This window comes from Pedobacter borealis DSM 19626, assembly GCF_000708285.2.
GTDB lineage: Bacteria > Bacteroidota > Bacteroidia > Sphingobacteriales > Sphingobacteriaceae > Pedobacter > Pedobacter borealis.
This window is the reverse complement of record NZ_JAUG01000099.1, coordinates 1-17,934: the sequence shown is the minus strand read 5'-3', so window position 1 is coordinate 17,934 and position 17,934 is coordinate 1. Positions and strand designations below refer to the sequence as shown.

Below are 17,934 nucleotides of genomic sequence, written 5' to 3'. Positions count from 1 at the left end.
AGATGTGTCCACACGATAGGCCATAACGGGAGGTAAAAATCTGTGTACTATGACCTGAAGCCCATTCAGAACGATAAAGCATTTCTCCCTCTGCATTAATGCTATCAGCAATCTTTTTCAGCGCATTTTTTTGTGCTGTTGCGTTTTGCACCAGGATAAACAGGGTAATCAATGTTAACAGGTTTTTCATTAGAGCGAAGAGCTTGGTAAATATTTGGTGAATATAAATAACCTTTTGGATTTTGTATAACTCGGTCGCAATAGAACGAATGGATTTCAGACGTTCAGATTGTTAGCTATAAAAGCTATATTTCTAATTTTGGTCGATGGTTTAAGTAATGTACTTCATTCTTTGACTAACAGCTTCAAATAAGTTAAAATCTGCCCACTATGTTCTGCTTCGTGATAGTTAGCGGCTTGTAGGGCCTCGACATGATTTTTCACTTGAAATCCGATCGGTAACTCAAAGGGCTCATAGTTGACAAATAATCTGGATTCCAGATCTGATTCAAGGTGGCTAACGGTATCAATCAATAAATGTTTCACCTCATTAACATCTGGAATAATTTCCCAGGAACGTGGAGACGATCCAATTTTGAAGGATTCCATGAATTCTTTAGATATATACATGGGTAATCCACTACGCATATACATATGTCGCTGTTGAGAAGTGATGCAATGACCTATTTGCCAGATTATATTATTATTAAAACCCGCTGGAATTTTAAATAATAACTCGTTATTACTTGTTTCAATTAATCGCAACAGCCTATTCCTGCTAGCTCTTAAAATTTCACATTCGAAATGTACATTAATCATTTATTTGGTTTAAGTCCTCAGGAACAGAAGAATTTGTAATGCTCTCTAAAGTAACCTTTTGACATTTAAGTTCAAAATTTATCTCTTTTTAGGAATCTAAGTGCCCCTGCAAGCGCACGCGTGTCGCGTGTGCAATTTTGCAAAGCCAAGCCCTATCTAACACCAGTTTTATTGCCGCTACCCAAAACAACTACCAGAACATACTTTCTTTAAACCCATACCTTACGAACTTAGTGCCGTAGGCGCCATCCCAAACTTCTTTTTAAAAGCATGTGAAAAGTGCGACAGGCTTTCGAAGCCCAGATCAAGGTAAATGGCAGAAGGTTTCTGGTGTTTGCTTTCGATGAGGTGTTTGGCTTCCGTTAGGCGTTTATCCTGCAGCCAATGGCGGGGTGGCGCACCGAAAGTTTTCAGGAAATCGCGTTTAAAACCGGCCAGGCTGCGACCGGTAAGCTGCGCGAATTTTTCGATGGGCACATTAAAATGAAAGTTGCTCAGCATAAACTTTTCAAGGTCTATTTTATGGGGTTCTGAAAAGTCGAATAAAAAGTTACGCAGTGCCGGTAGGGCGAGCAATAGTAATTTAATTCCTTCTTTCACTTTCAAAATGCCCATTTCATTGGTCATGGTGGCACCCGAGCTTCGGGCATAGGGAACAATAGACTGGAAATATCCTTTGAGGAATTCGTTCGATGGAATCAGGATATTTGGCGGACCAACGTATTTATGGTCTGCTGTTAACTTTTCTTCCAATACGATCTTGCGCAAAAGCTCTTCCTGCAGGGATATGACGATGGTTTCATAGTTCCCTCCGGGCAGCGGTGTTTTGGTGAGCGTACCCAACTGGTTTTTGCCAATCAACAACAGTTCTCTTCCGGTCATCGAAATGCTTTGACCAGCGGTTTCTAAAGTGAACTGCCCTGAAACCTGCAATACAAGGGTATGGTGGTTCCAGAAACACACTTTTTCTTTCCACTGGGCAGAGAGGTAAGAATAAAAGATTAGGCCTGGGAGGATTTCTGGTATGAAAAATTCCTAAACCTGATAGTCCCATCGTCTTTTTTGTTGTTATGTAATTGTTGTTTACAAAAGTGGCTATAGTAAGGTTAAGGCGTTTTGTTTATTCGTTCAATTAATTGGTAATCTCGTTCAAAAAGGATCAGGTGACTGACCAGTGTACCGTCCTGAATTTATTTGTCGTTTCACTATGGGCATGCCATATGAAAGGCAGTTTATCTATAATAGCTAAACATATTTGGCCTGTAAATGTTATCATTTTATCAGCTGAAATTGTTATGCAAGAAAATAGAGCGCAAGATAATTTTGAGAAACGGTTCAAAGAATGTGATGATAAGTTCAACGCTATATTTAAACTTACCAGTGTGGCCTCGAAGATCATTCGGTCAGACCTGACCATCTCAAAGGTGAATAAGGCGCTTTGCGAACTGTTGGACTATCCGCCAGAACAAATTGAGGGAACAAAAATTCTGGATCATGCCTGTGAAGAACATATCGCACACTGGCATCGCCTCCAGGAAGAGATCTGGTCCAGACAGGTGCCATTCTTTAAGCTGCAGGCCTGCCTGTACCGAAGAGACCGCAGCCGCGTATGGGTTGATGTAACTACGATCCTCTATAACGATCAGGGAGAAACCTTTGGATTTACTGTACTGGATGATATTTCCGGAATGAAACAGCTTAAGGAGAGCCAGAAGCGCCTGAACCTTGCCCTTAAGTATACTGGTACAGCTATCTGGGAACTGAACCTTGAGACAAAAGAAGTTTTTCGTTCCCGTGATCATGATGAAATCTTTGGCTACCCGCAAAGGCAAGCGCATTGGATACTGGAAAGCTATTATCCACATATAGTAGCAAATGATCTTCCAGTGTTTAAGGAGGCCCTAAACAATATTCAGGCTGACGGCGGCGTAGACGTGCAGGTCAGGCTAAACAGAGCAGATAGCAAGCTTCAATGGCTCAATATAAAGGGCAAAACTGAAACCAATAAAGCGGGTAAAGCCGTGAAACTGGTTGGTGTTATTAACGATATCACCAACGACAAAATTATAGAAAGGCATAAAGACGATTTCATAAGTATTGCCAGCCATGAGCTGAAGACCCCGGTTACCAGCTTAAAAGGATCAGTGCAAATGTTGCAACGGGACGCGAACCGTCAATCTGACCGTACCAAGCGGTTGGTTGCACAGGCAAGCAGGGGTATAAACCGGATCTCGTTGATAATAGACGATTTACTCAATGCCGGTAAAAATTATCGGGATCAGATAGAACTACGGAAAACGAACTTCAACCTGTTTGAGCTGGTACAGGAAATAGTTGAACTGTTTGCTTCCACCGATGTCCCGGTAGTAACTATAACAGGAGGGAAAAACATCATGGTCCATGCCGATTCAGAGCGGATCGGCCGGGTACTTACCAATCTGATCAGTAATGCAGTCAAATATGCTCCAGGCACTGCAGAGATAAAAGTTGAACTCATTGATCATGAAACCTACGTTAAAATCTCCGTTATAGATAAGGGGCCCGGGATTGTTGCTGAAAAGATCCCCTTGCTGTTCGATCGGTATTACCAGGCCGCAGGGCAGCAGGAGCAAAATTCGGGACTTGGGCTAGGCCTGTTTATCTGCGCTAACATCGTTCGTAAACATGGGGGAGAGATTGGTGTGGACAGCGTGCCTGGCGAGTGTACCGGCTTTTGGTTCACGCTCCCGAAATCAGCAGGCAGTTAAGTTAAATCAGAAATGTATTTACGATGTACACTGTATAGCTGGATGCCAGCATCCGCTTTAAAATCCCCTTTGGCTAAGCAGTTAGTTTGACCTTTTTTCCTGTTTTTACAGCTTGGTAGATGGCATCAATAATTTTAAGATCTTTCAAGCCTTCTTCGCCGTTCACAGGAACTATCGGCTTTTTATCTTCAAAAATAATAGTTGCCATTTCATCCATCTGTACAGTTTGATGCGTAGTGATGGGCTGCGTGAGTTCACCTTGATGTGTTCTACCCTTTATCGGACCATAACCTGTAGAAGGTTGCATTTCTGCAAATCCTTTGTCGCCACTCATAAAAAATCTATCCAGGTAATTAATGCTATAACTAGACAAGCAGGAGGCTACCGCACCGCTCGGGAAACCCAATTGAAATTGTATGGTTTCATCTACACCTTCTTTAAACTTTACGAGGTCGGTCTTGGTTTCCTGCGCCGTTACCCAGATCGGCTCTTCGTCCAGCATATACCTGGCTCCGTTAATTGCATAGATTCCAATATCCATCATTGATCCCCCACCGGCAAGCGCTTTGTTTAATCGCCATTGCGTAGGATCACCTATTTTAAAACCACATTGTCCCTGGAAAAACCTGATCTTACCGAAGTCGCCCACATTTCTCATTCGGATCACCTCCAGCGTACGGGGTTCAAAATGCAGCCTATAGCCAACCAGTAACTTTACGTTTGCTTTTTTACAAGCCTCAATCATCTCTTGTCCTTCTTTGGCATTCAATGCCATCGGTTTCTCGCATATGGCATGTTTTCCTGCTTTTGCTACCCGGATAACCTGACTATGGTGCAGTGCATTTGGCGTAATTACATAAATCGCATCTATATCCGGATTATTTTTAACCTGGTCAAAGTTTTCGTAGTTATAACAATTCTTTTCGGAGATGTTGTATTTCGTTTGCCATTCTTTAATTTTTGAAGGCGTACCGCTAATTACACCAACCAGCTTCGCTTTGGTACAGGCCTGCATAGCTTCTGCTACACGGGTGCCATATCCACCTAAACCCATGATGGCTACCCGGAGTACCCTACCCTGGTAAGGCTGTTCGATTTGGTCAGGAGCGTTCGCAAATGCCGATATCGATCCCAATTGCAGCATCAATGCTGATGCACCCATTTTTTGTAGAAAATCTCTTCTGGTATTCATATTTATCCTGTAGCTATGTACCTAATTAGCAAAAATTTAAGCAATATGTGCCATTACCCAATTTTACCACTTAATTAACTGATTTACTTCATGATATCTAACACCGACCAGTTACATTTAGTTTTCACGATATGATTTGCGGCTTGGTCTAAACTACAAAATAATTGCATTTTAATCTCAAAAATCTCCCAATTCCTTTCAGGTGTTTAAGCAACTTCCATTCTATTTTTGGAAAGCTGGCAACATAGACCCACTGGGATGATCTTCCGTAAAAACCCATAGTCTGCCACCTTAAAATTCCTTATCGCCGAACTCGCTGGTAGGAAGTTTGGATTTACCGATAAGTTTGTTCAGGTTAAAGCTGAAATTCAGGATGAACACATCGGTTTCATAAATATAGTTGGTGGTGGTGTAAAAATCTTTTCCAAATGTTGTTATCCGTTGTCTGTTTGATTGGTTCATGCCAAGATCCATATTCTGCCACTGTAGGCTTGCAGAAAAACGTCCATCCATAAATGTTTTCTTAACAGCGGTATTGGGAACCAGAAACTTCGAATCTTCGCCCTGTGCAGTTGGCCGCTTTGATAAATAATTAACATTTCCCTGCACACTCCAGGTTTTATTCAGTTTAAAACTGGTGTTGGCATTTATAGAGAATACCCAGTTCGCATTATTTACTACCGAACTGCTGCCCAGTACATTTAAATCTCCAGCTACCTTATAATTGTAAACGTTACCGCCCAGATATAAGCTCCACCACTTAACAGGTTGGAGATTGGTCCCTAACTCAAGTCCAAAAGAACGTGCTTTTTCTGCATTCGTAAATACCCGGTTCAAGATCGTATCTGCATAAACGCTGTTTACACGCTGTATTGGATTTTTGATATTCTGATAGTAGAGGGTTGTAAAAAAAGAGCCCTTTTTGAAGGTTCTGGTCAGTCCGAGTTCTACAAGATCGATAAAAGATGGTTTTAGGTCTGGATCGCCCTGTTCTAATGTTTCGGAGTGTTCTCTTTCGGGTATAGGGTTAAGCTCATAATTATTGGTACGCTGAATCCTTCTTGAATAACCAGCCTTTAACTTCAACCCATCGTTAACATTGTAAAGCAGGTTAAGGGAGGGGAAAAGGTTAGAAAGGTCTAACTCATGAACTGCAGGATCATAGGAAAGGTTTAACCTTCTGGTGGCATATTCGTAACGCAGTCCTCCAATATATTCCAGTTTATCCTGTTTACCTGAATACTGCGAATAAACCGAATGAATCTGGTTTTTTGCGCTTGCAGTCCCTCTAAACCTGTTGGCATCCGGCTGCGAAATGGCAGGGCTTACAAAATAATCAAATTGTCCGTCCTGGGTATCATATCTGAACTGATAACCGCTTTCGAGTTTCCCTTTACCAACATTAATGGCGTAATCTAACTTAAACCTGTAGCCATTTATCGGGTTCTTATATGGATTAAAAACGTACTGTATAGTATCGGCTGTATTGGGATAACCAAGATTTCTGTTCCTGGTATTGCCATAAAGATTTGCATTTTCATATAACAACGAGGCTGTCAATGAGGATTTATCCGCAAAAGTATGGGTATAATCCAGATTGCCCAGCGTAAACGTACCTTCCTTTGTTTGCAGGTTGGAATTGTAATAAGTGGTTGACTTAATGGGAAGCCCTGTTGAGAGATCTGAGGTGCTATTGGTGTAAACCAGGTCTGCAAGACGGGCCTGATAACGCTTTCCACTAAAAAAACCAACAGAAAAGGAGTTGTTTTTATCCAGGGTATAAATGGCCGACAATCTGCCTGCATAATTATATTTATCAAAACTACGTTCACCGTTCGAGGGAAAACGCGTAATGGTATTATTGGTAAAATTCTTGGTGAACACATCTCCTTCACGGTAGCCCGCATTATCATTTCTAAGGTAATTTCCACCTACAGAAATATCCCATTTATCTTTTCTGAAGTTCAGCGTAACATCGCCCCCAAAGCGCTTGGGCTTTTCCTTATTGTCATAGTCAGTTGTGCTTGGAAGTCCGGCCTGGGCATTGGCCGTCAACGTAAATCCGTCGTTAGCACCTTTCTTGGTAACGATATTGATAATACCCGCCTTTCCATCAGGATCATATTTTGCCGAGGGAGAGGTAATCAGTTCTATATTCTCCAGGCTGTTGGCAGGTAACTGGCTTAAAACAGTCTGCGCATCGGTAAGTACAGGCTTGCCATTCACGAGCACAAGAAATCCGGTTGATCCCCGAACGCTGATCTGTCCCTCTCCATTAACAGCAACAGAAGGCAGGTTCTTTAACACATCAATTGCGGTTCCACCTTTTGCACTTTCAAACTGGTCTGCGCGGTAAGATTGTTTATCGATCTTATTGGAGGCATTAACCTTTCCACTGCTAATGTTCACCTGATTTAACAACTCGCTGCTTGGTGTAAGCGTAACCGAACCCAGGTTAACTATTCTTGTATCATTAATATCTACAGGAATAAACCTGTTCTTATAACCGATATAAGCTATTTTCAGTACGTATTGCCCAATCTGAAGCTTACTGATTTCAAATGCACCGTTAGGCCTGGTTAATACACCTCCAACTACTGTCGAATCTGTTTTTTTTAAGAGCGCCATACTGGCATATTCGAGGGGCTGTTTGGTCTGCTGATCGATAAGAATACCCTTAAGGGTAACATTTTGAGCCTTGATGGTTTGGCTAAAAAAAACAAGTAAAAGAAGCACGATGGATCTGGAGAGTTGCATGAACGGTATAAAAAATGATTAAAGATCTTCTATTGTTAATGGATATTAAATACCGCAAAGAAGCAGGTAAAATTCTTTTTCTCACGGTATATTTGAAAATAGTATGGTATTAAACAAGGCTTGCCCGATAATTCTGGGGCGTAAAACCTGTATCCTATTTTCCTGAATCTTGTTTTAACGATAATCGGCATGCTCATGTGCTAAATTTAGACTTCTGCAGAACCCGCTGCAAAATCTTAAATTGCAAGTATTGAATTCTTCGCATTAATGGTTTTTCACAAATATAGTATCATTCGTGTATAGTCTCCTAGTAAGATTACGTGCGCAGATCCTTTCCAAACAAGGGGTATAAATTGACATGCGGTCGAAGGAAAAGACCGCATATCAATTATTAATTTACCATTAATCGCAAACAGAACTAGCGGGTACCATCGCAAACACCCCTAAAATAGCCAACAGATTCAGCTATTCCAGCCAGGGGATCTTTCATGTCTTTTTCATACTCTAAACCACAGCAGCCCTGGTAATTAACCTTTCTCAGCATTTTTACGAATGCAGGGATATCAATTACGCCACGACCGAGTTCACAAGTGGTGCCTTCATTTGCCGCTACAGTTACATTCTTTAAATGCATATCGAAAATACGTTTCGAGAATTTCTGAAGGTCTGCAACCGAATCCCGCCCATCTCTTTTGTTATGCCCCATATCAAAGCATATACCAATACGTTGATCCAGGTTTTTAATGAGGTTATAGATGCTTTCTGCATTTGGATATAGCTTATCCTGGGGGCCATGATTATGAATGGCATAACGAATATTATATTCTTTTGTCTTTTGGGCAACATATTCCAGGTCAGCATGCGCTGGAATTCCGATCAGCAAATCAACACCAACCCTTTTTGCATAATCAAATGCATTGTCAATCTCTTCTTTATTTTTGGTGTATATAGGCCCTACGGCATATCCAACTATGTTATTTTCCTTAAGTTTAGCATGAAAGGCAGCAATTTCTTCTGTTGTACTTTTAAAAGGCAAATGAAAGTCTTTAATACAGAGGTAATGTACATCAACCTTTTTCATCATTTTAAGCGATTCGTCAAGGTTAAAGTTAAGAAAGCTATAACCGGCGATTGCTAGTTTAAAAGGGTCTTTACCCCCGGCATTACCTTTAGCAGGCGCTGCAAAAACTGACGGGGCATTGATCAGCGTTGCCGCGGTTAGCCCCAATATTCCTGTTTGTAAAAAATTTCTTCTTGTAGTCATCTTAATCTATTTGGCGACTAAAGTTAGTATTTAAATTGGTGCGGTTCAAACGTGCGAACAGATCTTTTTAAAAAAAAATGAATTGTTTATTCACGGTATCAATATTCTACCAGCTATAAAGTTTAAACACCTAATGTTCTTCTTCTTCAGCATTCTTAACCTTGCTTAACAGATCGTAAGCACCCTTTATCACCACCTTCATATCATTTATCTGTCCGGCAAAAGAAACCTGGGTATATCCGTTCTCGGCAACACCTGTTTTTACTTCTGTCATTCTGTACCGGTAAGTGTTCCGGCCCTTATCAGCAGGCTGATCTATAAACACGAACTTTTTGCCTTCAAACTCAACAATAGCCGCATTGGGTAGTGCTTCAACCTTGTTCATTCCACTTTCTACATAAGCCTTAAGGTACATGCCGGGAAGCAGCTGTGTATCCTCTTTATCCAGGTGGCAGTGAATTTGCACGGTTCGCTCTTTGCTAATTTCCCTGCCGATGAGATAAACCGTAGCCATACGCTCCTTTTCTTCATTGGCCAGTACAAAGCGGACTTTCTGCCCCAGCTTAAGCTTGGGTACATCCTTTTCAAATACCGTAAGCTCTGCATGCAGGTGCTCGGTATCGGCAATTTTGAACAGTACATCGGTGGTGCTGGCAAAGGCACCTATATTGGTATTCACCTGCGTAACGTAACCCGCCATTGGTGTATAGAGGTTAAAGGTTTTCTGGATCTGTCCTTTTTCCAGTGCCGCAAAACTGATGTTCATAATGGAAAGTTTTGACCGCTGTCCCAGCAATCGTGCGCTCACGCTCTGGTATTCGCTCCTTGCTTTCTGCAATGCTTTTTTGGAATTTACGTTTTCCTTTGCCAATTCTTCCTGGCGATCGAGCTCCTGCTTTAAAAACTGCAGCTGGCTCTTATAGTCCAGGTAGTCTTGTTGCATCTGAATGAATTCCGGATTCTGCATTACGGCTACGAGCGTTCCTTTGGCTACCCGTTTTCCCTGTAGCATATCGGTGCTTTTTACAATACCTTCCAGCGGTGTGGAAATAGATACCAGGCTTTGCGGGGGAAGATCGAGCATGCCGTTTACTTTCGTTGTTCCGCTTAATTCCTTCAGTTCAATGTCTCCCAACGTAATTTCTGATAGTTTGTGCTGCTCTGGGGTAAGGGTTACGATATCGCTCTCTTCGTGACCGGCTTCTTTTTCGGGTTCCTTATCCGATTTGGGGCTGCTACAGCCAGCCAGATACAATGGAAAGGATAGCAGGATAAAATATTTATATATGGATCTCATGAGATTATGCTTAAAATGATTTGTTGTTACCGGTTAAAAATTCAATCTGGTTAATGCTCTGGCTTAACTGGAGCAGGGCCATCAGGCGCCCCTCGTAAATACCATTTGCCTGTTTAAGGTTCAACAGGTATTCCGAATAGCCTATTTCTCCGTTCTGGTAGGCAATGCGGCTATTTTTTAATATCAGTGCCGCATTGCCTAGCGCCGAAGTGATAAAATAGTCGTAACGTTTCCTGTTTTTCAGGTATTCGCCCAGGGCCTGCTGGTACTGGCTTGTTAGTTTTCGCTGATGGAGCTGCAGGTCGTTCGAGGCAATATCCCTGTTAATGGATGCGGCCTTTGCCTTCGCAGAATAAGCGCTGTAAAATAGCGGAATGGAAAGCCCCACCTGAAAGCCCTGAAAACGTTTGTCGCGGCCAAAGAAAACATCGCTACCGTTAACGTTTTGAAAACCGGTTAGCGACTGGTTAAAATAACCCAGGGTAAAATCGGGCAGTGCTTTGGCCAGCTCTACTTTTCGCTGTTTTTCGGCAATCACAATCTGTTGTCTGAAATAGGCAATGGCTGGATTTTCATTTAGAAGGGCCGTATCTCCGATCGAAATCTCGGGTGTTTCCTTTAAAAACTTGTCGGCGATTAGGGGTAGTCCACCCCTTCCAATCAGCGTAGCAAGCTGCGTTTTATAAATTCCGATATCTGACCGGTCTTGATCGAGCAGGTTCTGCACATCTTTAAGTTGTGTCTCTGCCGCCACCTTTTCAAGCAGGTTACCCTCACCTGTTTTGTATTTTAGCGAAGCTGATTTTACAAAACCCTTATAGATGCTGTCTTGCTCGAGCAGCAGTTTTTCCTTCGAATAGAGGTACTGAAGATTGGTGTAAACCGTCTTCACCTGAAAAATGAGTTCGTTTTTACTTGAAGCCACCTGAAGCTGGCCTGCCTTGATACGTTCATCCCCTAATGCAGCATTTGCAGCGAAAAGTGTTGGGAAGGGAATGCTTTGTGAAACGGTAAAGTTGTTGTCGTTTTTGATCAGGCTGTTGTACTGCCCATAAAGCATAGACACTTCAGTTTTGGGCATTTCGAAGGCACTTTTCCTGAGCGCTTGCTGCAGCCCTACACCAAGGTTAGCCCCGCTAATCGCCCTGTTGTTTTCCAGTGCTGAAGATATCGCCTGTTGTAGCGTCAATGGTGTCTGGGCTTTAGCAGGCTGAAATCCAAACAGCGTAACAAACACTATAATTATTCCCGCTATAGGAGCAATTTTTACTTTTTTGCGCCCCATTTTTTCTACCCAGATATAAAGCACTGGAAGTACTAAAAGGGTCAGCAATGTGGCAGAGATTAATCCGCCGATAACAACCGTTGCCAATGGACGCTGTACCTCAGCACCACTCCCGCCCGAGATGGCCATTGGAAGAAAGCCCAGAGAAGCTACAAGGGCCGTCATAATCACCGGGCGAAGCCTAACTGAGGTTCCTGTTCTGATAATTTCGAGAATATCGTTCATTCCTTCTTTTTTTAACCTGTTAAATTCACTAATCAGCACAATACCATTCAGTACCGCTACACCAAAAAGCGCAATAAAACCAATGCCTGCAGAGATGCTAAATGGCATGTCCCGTGCCCATAGGGCAAATACGCCACCAATGGCCGACAATGGAATTGCGGTAAAAATTAAAAGCGCATGTTTAATGGATGAGAAAGTGAGATAAAGCAACAGTAAAATGAGCAATAGTGCTAATGGCACCGCAATACCCAATCTTTTAGTAGCTGCCTGCAGGTTCTCAAAAGTACCGCCAAAAGTTGGATAATATCCTGGTAAAAACTTAACCTCTGTATCAATCTTTTGCTGGATTTCCTTTACAATACTTTCCACATCCCTTCCCCTCACATTAAAGCCAACGGTGATCCGTCGCTTTGCATCATCACGCTGAATCTGGTTTGGACCTTCCCTGTACTGGATATCAGCCAGCTGCTCCAGCGGGATCTGGTTGCCATTGGGTGCCGTTACGAACAGATTCTTCACATCTTCCAGCGATTGCCTGTTTTCTTTTTCCAGGCGGACAACCATATCGAACCGCTTTTCGCCCTCGAACACCAGGCCAGCCACCTCTCCGGCAAATCCTGAGCGGATAGCCGTATTCACATCTTCGATGTTCAGTCCGAACTGCGCAATCTTTTCTCTATGGAATTTGATGATCACCTGTGGAAGTCCCGAAGCTTGTTCCACATAAACATCCTGGGCACCATCGATTTTTCTGGCTATAGCACCAATCTTAGCTGCATAGGCACTTAGCTTCGAAAAATCCTCTCCATAAACCTTGATTACAACATCCTGCCTGGCACCTGTCATGAGTTCATTAAAGCGCATCTGAATGGGCTGCTGGAAACCGAAAGTAACCCCAGGAATATACTGCTCAAGCTTAGCCTGCATCTTTCCCGCAAGCTCGTCTCTGGTCGAAGCATTTGTCCAGTCGCCCTTATCCTTCAAGATAATGATCAGGTCACAGGCTTCTACCGGCATGGGGTCGGTAGGAATTTCACTAGAGCCAATCTTTCCGATTACCTCTTTTACTTCAGGAAAATTTGCCTTTAATACCTTTGCAGCCCTTGTAGCGGCCTCAATGGTCTGAGAAAGACTGCTTCCGGTAAGCACCCTGGTTTCTACGGCAAAGTCGCCCTCCTCTAGCGTTGGAATAAATTCGGCGCCCAGGTAATTGAAAATAATAAGGCAAATGGCAAATAACCCTATTGCAATGCCCACAACGGCCACCCTTGCCCGAAGTGCAAAATTGAGCATTGGGGTATACACCCTTTGAAAAAAAGACATGATCCTGTCTGAGATATTTCTTTTGGTGCTGATGGTTTTGTTTAGAAACAGCGCACTCATCATCGGCACATAAGTTAACGACAAGATAAAAGCGCCAAGGATAGCAAAAGCCACCGTTTGGGCCATTGGCCTGAACATTTTGCCTTCTATACCAACCAGTGCCAGAATCGGCAGGTAAACGATGAGGATAATGATTTCGCCGAAAGCAGCACTGTTACGGATTTTGGAAGCAGATTCAAAAATCTCTGCATCCATCTCCTGCTGGCTTAACCTGTTTTTGTTTTTTCGGACACCCAGATGGTGGAGAGATGCCTCCACTATAATTACCGCTCCATCTACGATTAGCCCAAAATCTATAGCGCCAAGACTCATCAGGTTTCCGCTAACGCCAAAAAGGTTCATCAGACATATGGCAAAAAGCATGGCAAGTGGAATAACTGAGGCCACAATCAATCCTGCACGGAAATTTCCCAAAAGCAGTACCAGTACAAAGATCACAATCAATGCGCCTTCTGCCAGGTTTTTGGTCACCGTGCCAATGGCACTGTTTACCAGTTTTGTGCGGTCGAGGAATGGTTCGATCACCACGCCCTCCGGAAGATTCTTTGCAATCTGATCCATGCGGGTTTTTACGTTTGCGATAACCTTTGAAGAGTTTGCCCCCTTTAGCATCATCACTACCGCCCCTACTACCTCACCCTGATCATTTCTGGTCATGGCACCGTACCTGGTGACCGCACCGATCCTCACCTCAGCTACATTTCGGATCAGCACGGGAATGCTATTCTCATTAGTCCGTACAACGATGTTCTCAATGTCTTCAATACTGTTGATAAGTCCCTCGCTTCTAATAAAATAGGCATTGGGTTTCTTATCGATGTAAGATCCGCCAGTGTTCTGGTTGTTTTTTTCAAGCGCCTTAAAAATGTCGCTGATGGAGATATCCATGCTTCTGAGTTTGTCGGGATTAAGGGCAATCTCATACTGTTTGAGGTATCCCCCAAAGCTGCTTACATCTGCTATGCCCTCTACGCCCAGGAGCTGGCGGCGAACAATCCAGTCTTGAATGGTGCGGAGCTCGGTGGCATCATATTTTTTTTCATATCCTTTTTTGGGATGGATGACGTACTGGTAAATCTCTCCCAGTCCGGTTGTTAATGGTGCAACCTCGGGTATGCCGATCCCCTTCGGAATGGCTCTTTCTACTTCGGCAAGCCTTTCGCTCACCTGTTGACGGGCCCAGTAAATCTCTACATTTTCCTTAAACACCACTGTCACAACTGATAGGCCGAACCTGCTAAAGGAACGGATTTCTTCTATTCCGGGAATAGTGGCCATGGTCTGTTCTACCGGATAGGTTACAAAGCGCTCGATATCTTCCGCGCCGTTGCTTGGTGAGGAGGTAATAATCTGGACCTGGTTATTGGTAATATCGGGAAGGGCATCTATGGGCAGCTGCCTAAGGGAGTATATGCCCCAGGCAATCAGCGCCAGTATCATAATTCCCACCAGCAGTTTCTGCTTGATGGAGAATTGTATTATTCTGTTCAGCATTGTCGTTTAAATCAAAAATCAATAAATAGCAGCGTACACCTCATGGTGCAAAATTGCGCATGTTAAAAAGCATGCTTTTCATGGATAGCTCCATGAGATAAAAAATTGATTAAACGAGTTTAGGCGGTTGCCAGATATCGAGTGGTTGTTTTTTCAATGCCGAGCACTGGAAAACCGGGTATGGTTTCCGGAATACAGGAACAATCAGATCTGTTAACTTTTCGGTTGGAAAGTACTGACCGACAGAGCAGCAGGCACAGCTACAGAATGGTGGACAGGATTCTCCATGCATATGCTCAGCTTTTGATTGATCGCTGTGCATAGTGCTTTCTGTGTGAGACTTGGAAACCATATCTTCCTTGTCCTGGCAGGGCATTAAGCCCAGAAGGATCAGATAAAGAGAAAAAAGGAATACAAAGTTTTTCACCAAAGGCAAATGTAATGATTAATGTTTTTAATTCATAAAGCCCGTTTTTATTTTAATTCCGGTTCTGTTTTGATGGTTAAAAAACAATCTGTCTATTTATTAATTGATAACCATTCCCAATGAAAATTAATATCTTGTGGAACTAAATTACAATCATGCTCTATCTGTATGGAAAGATTTGAAGAAATACTAACAAAATATAATTTTACCAAACGGACCAACAAACCAAAGACCACTATTGAGGAATCTGAAAAAATAATAAACTTCAAACTTCCTAACGATTATAAAACTTTTGCTTTAAATTATTCGGGACTTGAAGGTTTTATTGGGGAGCAATATGTTAGACTTTGGGACTTCGACGAAGTAATTGAAATGAATATCGACTATCAAATTTTCGAGCATTTACCGAACACATTAGCAATTGGGGGAAATGGTGGTGGAGAGTACATTGCAATAGAACAATTAAATGATAATAGTTTAAGAATTGTGTTATCTCCCTTCCTAATCGAGGAAGAAGCACATATTGAAATAGGGATTTCCTTTACCGATTTTTTAGAACGTTTAGAAAACCGAAAAGAGTGGTTTGAATAATTAAAACCACATATCACTAACAAACCGACCTAACGTTAGAAAGGAGAATTAGACTATAATGCCAATGATCATACTTACATTTAAAGATTGGGTTTTAACAGTTGATCATGAAAGCACGAAATCAACCTATGCTGCCGTTGAAAATGGTAGTGCGGAGGATTGTAATTGTAATGACTGCTTGAATTATATTCAGAACAGAAGCAACATATTCCCAGAAGAGGTTAAACGTTTATTCAATCAACTTGGTGTAGATTACCACAAGGAAAGTGAGGTTTGGCGAATGTGTAAAGAAAACGACCGTACACACCGCTATAGTGTAATATTTCATTTTAAAGGAAGCTTTGAAGGCACTGATTGTTTAGTCTCACTTAATGGCTCAAAAGCAATCAAACTAAATCCTATAACAGATTCTTTTAAAATCGGTTTTATGAAGGGCGATGATCTAACCTACTTTAAAGACAAAAATGATTTGATTCAGATTGAAATTGAAATCATGGTGCCTTGGGTTATCGATAGAATGTTAGAAAGCGAGTGGTAGTTTCTTATCTAATGAAATGACTTTCAAAAGAAGCCTTGTTGTTACCCAAACACTTAGCTCCTTCAAGTTTTAACAGTCCTAAAACAATGTTCCGAATCGGCTTATCCATCAATCTCTTCAGGCAGCCTTAATATGTTACGTATCATTATAGATGCAAAGTTATGGGGTAAAGAATGTTGGTTATTTTTACGGCTTGCAATTTTACAAGCCCTTACATGAGTATTAACCTGAATAATGAGCTGGCCACCAAGCCACATTACCCTATATTAGATGGCCTTCGCGGTGTTGCCGCCATAATCGTTGTCACTTTTCACTTAACCGAGCCCTTAGGCACCGGGCACCTTGATATCCTGGTTAACCATGGTTATCTGGCTGTAGATTTTTTCTTTTTATTATCGGGTTTTGTAATGGGCTACGCTTATGACGACCGATGGAATAAAATGAGTGTGGGCAGTTTTTTCAAACGCCGTATTGTACGTTTGCAGCCCATGGTAATTTTGGGGATGACCCTTGGCGCTATCGGATTCTATTTTACAGATTCTACCATATGGCCGCTTATTCATACTATTCCCCTCTGGAAGATGCTGCTGGTAATGCTTATTGGCTATACCATCCTGCCGATACCACTATCGCTCGATATACGTGGCTGGCAAGAGATGCATCCCATGAATAGTGTGGGCTGGTCATTGTTTTTCGAATACATTGCCAACATTCTTTATGCGGTGTGGGTCAGGAAGTTTTCTAAAACGGCATTAACTATTTTAGTGGTTATCGCTGCTATTGCATTGGCACAGCTGGCCATTACAAACGGCGATGTAAGTGGCGGCTGGACACTAAATATAGAACAAGTGCGTATTGGCTTTACCCGTACCCTATACCCTTTCTTTGCGGGTTTGTTACTTTCGCGTATTGCAAAGCCCACCCGAATTAAAAATGCCTTTTTATGGTGCAGCCTTTTGGTGGCGCTAGTACTTTATATGCCACGCATTGGCGGGGCTGAGCAGCTTTGGATGAACGGGATTTATGAATCTGTCTGCATTATCATCGTGTTCCCGCTTATCGTGTATATTGGCGCCAGTGGCGTACTGCAAACACAAAGAGAGCATAGGATATGCAAATTTTTAGGTGATATATCCTATCCACTTTACCTGGTACATTACCCATTGGTTTATTTTTACGTGGCCTGGATCAGCAACCATAAAGGCACAACAATTGTGCAGGCCTGGCCATATGCCTTACTCATTTTAGTTGGTGGGATTGCTTTGGCCTATGTCACCTTAAAATGGTACGACGAGCCAGTGCGCAAATGGTTGCGGAAAAAGTTTGCATAATGTTGAGCTAGGCTTAAAAAAAGCTGTATCATAAATATAGAATGGTCATTCTGAGGATTAATTTTGTATAAAAATCAATATTAATGACGTATATAATTGATTATTTTTTGTCCTACGGCTCATGCTTTCCTCGGCTCGCCGCCGCCGATGGGCTCTTCCTTTTTGGTGTCAAAAAGGAACAAAAAACACCGGCTGAAAATTTTTCTTTCAAAGTTAGTGAGTTGGCTGTGTTGGCGGAGCCCGAAAAATTTGTTAGGCCGGATTTAAGTAGAACGGGGATATGGTGCTACGGCCTAGTTGGGCGGAAATAGCATCCGACATAAACCGCTCACATCTAATTAATTACGAAATAACATCAATAATAGTCTATTGAAGGGCCTGTTTAAATGCCCCCGTAAAGCGTTTCGACTACTTGTCCCGATGCATCCTATCGTGTGGACACATTTCTGAATAATTTGTTTCTTTGTTGGATGCAAACACGAGGTTTTACGAGTTTATCCGATTCAAGGTTAATTAGCAGGGGTAATAAGAATCTGGATATACTTTTCAGGAACAGTGTCCAGAGTATACGCCAGTTAAGCAAA

12 protein-coding genes are annotated in these 17,934 nt (G+C 42.3%); 4 read left to right on the top strand and 8 right to left on the bottom strand.

Translation table 11 applies throughout. The annotated features are described in order from the left end of the window. The 3 genes from AW17_RS20190 to AW17_RS20180 form a co-directional block, all read right to left on the bottom strand. Positions 1 to 190 (bottom strand): hypothetical protein (locus tag AW17_RS20190; RefSeq protein ID WP_029279452.1); only part of this gene is annotated, 190 nt, incomplete at its 3' end. Between the two features lie 155 nt (positions 191 to 345). Further along, a complete protein-coding gene (locus AW17_RS20185; protein ID WP_029279450.1) occupies positions 346 to 819 on the bottom strand; it encodes a DinB family protein in 474 nt (157 codons plus the stop codon). A 222-nt stretch (positions 820 to 1,041) separates the two neighbouring features. Then, positions 1,042 to 1,782, bottom strand: coding sequence for a helix-turn-helix domain-containing protein (locus AW17_RS20180; RefSeq protein ID WP_245235111.1), 741 nt, complete (start codon positions 1,780 to 1,782; stop codon positions 1,042 to 1,044). 257 nt (positions 1,783 to 2,039) lie between these two features. Between AW17_RS20180 and AW17_RS20175 the strand changes: the two genes are divergently transcribed. Next, positions 2,040 to 3,566: a PAS domain-containing sensor histidine kinase gene (locus tag AW17_RS20175; protein WP_029279446.1), complete on the top strand. Its 1,527-nt coding sequence runs from the start codon at positions 2,040 to 2,042 to the stop codon at positions 3,564 to 3,566. Positions 3,567 to 3,639: 73 nt separating this feature from the next. Here the strand turns inward: AW17_RS20175 and AW17_RS20170 are convergent, their stop codons facing one another. The 5 genes from AW17_RS20170 to AW17_RS20150 all read right to left on the bottom strand — a co-directional run bounded on the left by AW17_RS20170 (position 3,640) and on the right by AW17_RS20150 (position 14,463). Then, positions 3,640 to 4,758, bottom strand: coding sequence for a Gfo/Idh/MocA family protein (locus tag AW17_RS20170; protein WP_029279444.1), 1,119 nt, complete (start codon positions 4,756 to 4,758; stop codon positions 3,640 to 3,642). A gap of 291 nt (positions 4,759 to 5,049) precedes the next feature. Next, positions 5,050 to 7,515 (bottom strand): TonB-dependent receptor, encoded by a 2,466-nt coding sequence (locus tag AW17_RS20165; protein WP_029279443.1) that lies wholly within the window; start codon positions 7,513 to 7,515, stop codon positions 5,050 to 5,052. Between the two features lie 418 nt (positions 7,516 to 7,933). Next, positions 7,934 to 8,779 carry a sugar phosphate isomerase/epimerase family protein gene (locus AW17_RS20160; protein ID WP_029279441.1) on the bottom strand — a complete coding sequence of 282 codons (846 nt, stop codon included), beginning with the start codon at positions 8,777 to 8,779 and terminating at the stop codon, positions 7,934 to 7,936. A 130-nt stretch (positions 8,780 to 8,909) separates the two neighbouring features. Beyond that, positions 8,910 to 10,076 (bottom strand): efflux RND transporter periplasmic adaptor subunit, encoded by a 1,167-nt coding sequence (locus AW17_RS20155; protein ID WP_029279439.1) that lies wholly within the window; start codon positions 10,074 to 10,076, stop codon positions 8,910 to 8,912. 10 nt (positions 10,077 to 10,086) lie between these two features. Next, positions 10,087 to 14,463: a CusA/CzcA family heavy metal efflux RND transporter gene (locus AW17_RS20150; protein ID WP_029279437.1), complete on the bottom strand. Its 4,377-nt coding sequence runs from the start codon at positions 14,461 to 14,463 to the stop codon at positions 10,087 to 10,089. 595 nt (positions 14,464 to 15,058) lie between these two features. On the opposite strand from AW17_RS20150, the gene AW17_RS20140 reads away from it, so the two are divergent. From AW17_RS20140 to AW17_RS20130, 3 genes are all read left to right on the top strand, one after another. Then, positions 15,059 to 15,481, top strand: coding sequence for an SMI1/KNR4 family protein (locus AW17_RS20140; protein ID WP_029279433.1), 423 nt, complete (start codon positions 15,059 to 15,061; stop codon positions 15,479 to 15,481). A gap of 64 nt (positions 15,482 to 15,545) precedes the next feature. Further along, a complete protein-coding gene (locus AW17_RS20135) occupies positions 15,546 to 16,019 on the top strand; it encodes a hypothetical protein (protein WP_029279431.1) in 474 nt (157 codons plus the stop codon). 215 nt (positions 16,020 to 16,234) lie between these two features. Beyond that, the gene (locus AW17_RS20130; protein WP_029279429.1) at positions 16,235 to 17,350 is read left to right on the top strand and encodes an acyltransferase family protein; all 1,116 of its coding nucleotides are present in this window, start codon (positions 16,235 to 16,237) and stop codon (positions 17,348 to 17,350) included. The last annotated feature ends 584 nt before the right edge of the window (positions 17,351 to 17,934 follow it).

Excerpts from the sequence above, each read along its gene's own strand:
- AW17_RS20185 (WP_029279450.1), bottom strand. The coding sequence starts at position 819 with ATGATTAATGTACATTTCGAATGTGAAATTTTAAGAGCTAGCAGGAAT.
- AW17_RS20175 (WP_029279446.1), top strand. The coding sequence starts at position 2,040 with ATGAAAGGCAGTTTATCTATAATAGCTAAACATATTTGGCCTGTAAAT.
- AW17_RS20170 (WP_029279444.1), bottom strand. The coding sequence starts at position 4,758 with ATGAATACCAGAAGAGATTTTCTACAAAAAATGGGTGCATCAGCATTG.
- AW17_RS20165 (WP_029279443.1), bottom strand. The coding sequence starts at position 7,515 with ATGCAACTCTCCAGATCCATCGTGCTTCTTTTACTTGTTTTTTTTAGC.
- AW17_RS20160 (WP_029279441.1), bottom strand. The coding sequence starts at position 8,779 with ATGACTACAAGAAGAAATTTTTTACAAACAGGAATATTGGGGCTAACC.
- AW17_RS20155 (WP_029279439.1), bottom strand. The coding sequence starts at position 10,076 with ATGAGATCCATATATAAATATTTTATCCTGCTATCCTTTCCATTGTAT.
- AW17_RS20150 (WP_029279437.1), bottom strand. The coding sequence starts at position 14,463 with ATGCTGAACAGAATAATACAATTCTCCATCAAGCAGAAACTGCTGGTG.
- AW17_RS20140 (WP_029279433.1), top strand. The coding sequence starts at position 15,059 with ATGGAAAGATTTGAAGAAATACTAACAAAATATAATTTTACCAAACGG.
- AW17_RS20135 (WP_029279431.1), top strand. The coding sequence starts at position 15,546 with ATGATCATACTTACATTTAAAGATTGGGTTTTAACAGTTGATCATGAA.
- AW17_RS20130 (WP_029279429.1), top strand. The coding sequence starts at position 16,235 with ATGAGTATTAACCTGAATAATGAGCTGGCCACCAAGCCACATTACCCT.